Source organism: Streptomyces sp. NPDC047886 (assembly GCF_043204435.1).
Classification (GTDB): Bacteria; Actinomycetota; Actinomycetes; order Streptomycetales; family Streptomycetaceae; genus Streptomyces.
The window spans coordinates 1-1,281 of sequence record NZ_JBIDCF010000023.1 but is presented as its reverse complement, the minus strand read 5'-3'; the positions used below and the strand labels follow the sequence as shown (position 1 = coordinate 1,281).

Below are 1,281 nucleotides of genomic sequence, written 5' to 3'. Positions count from 1 at the left end.
CCAAGCGTGGCCCCCCTTCTCCCGAAGTTACGGGGGCATTTTGCCGAGTTCCTTAACCATAGTTCACCCGAACGCCTCGGTATTCTCTACCTGACCACCTGAGTCGGTTTAGGGTACGGGCCGCCATGAAACTCGCTAGAGGCTTTTCTCGACAGCATAGGATCATCCACTTCGCCACAATCGGCTCGGCATCAGGTCTCAGCCTTAACGTGTGACGGATTTGCCTATCACACGGCCTACACCCTTACCCCGGGACAACCACCGCCCGGGCTGGACTACCTTCCTGCGTCACCCCATCGCTCACCTACTACCAGTCTGGGCCACCGGCTCCACCACTCCCCTTCACCCGAAGGATCCAGGGCGGCTTCACGGGCTTAGCATCGCTGGGTTCAGCGCTGGCGCTTCAAAGCGGGTACCGGAATATCAACCGGTTGTCCATCGACTACGCCTGTCGGCCTCGCCTTAGGTCCCGACTTACCCTGGGCAGATCAGCTTGACCCAGGAACCCTTAGTCAATCGGCGCACACGTTTCTCACGTGTGTATCGCTACTCATGCCTGCATTCTCACTCGTGAACCGTCCACAACTCGCTTCCGCGGCTGCTTCACCCGGCACACGACGCTCCCCTACCCATCACAGTCCCCGTTGGGGGTATGTACTGCAATGACACGACTTCGGCGGTACGCTTGAGCCCCGCTACATTGTCGGCGCGGAATCACTTGACCAGTGAGCTATTACGCACTCTTTCAAGGGTGGCTGCTTCTAAGCCAACCTCCTGGTTGTCTCTGCGACTCCACATCCTTTCCCACTTAGCGTACGCTTAGGGGCCTTAGTCGATGCTCTGGGCTGTTTCCCTCTCGACCATGGAGCTTATCCCCCACAGTCTCACTGCCGCGCTCTCACTTACCGGCATTCGGAGTTTGGCTAAGGTCAGTAACCCGGTAGGGCCCATCGCCTATCCAGTGCTCTACCTCCGGCAAGAAACACACGACGCTGCACCTAAATGCATTTCGGGGAGAACCAGCTATCACGGAGTTTGATTGGCCTTTCACCCCTAACCACAGGTCATCCCCCAGGTTTTCAACCCTGGTGGGTTCGGTCCTCCACGAAGTCTTACCTCCGCTTCAACCTGCCCATGGCTAGATCACTCCGCTTCGGGTCTTGAGCGCGCTACTAAACCGCCCTATTCGGACTCGCTTTCGCTACGGCTTCCCCACACGGGTTAACCTCGCAACACACCGCAAACTCGCAGGCTCATTCTTCAAAAGGCACGCAGTCACGA

1 rRNA gene is annotated in these 1,281 nt (G+C 57.8%); it reads right to left on the bottom strand.

The window, feature by feature from the left end:
* Positions 1-1,281: ribosomal RNA gene (locus ACGF5U_RS31910) — 23S ribosomal RNA — on the bottom strand; the annotation flags it as partial.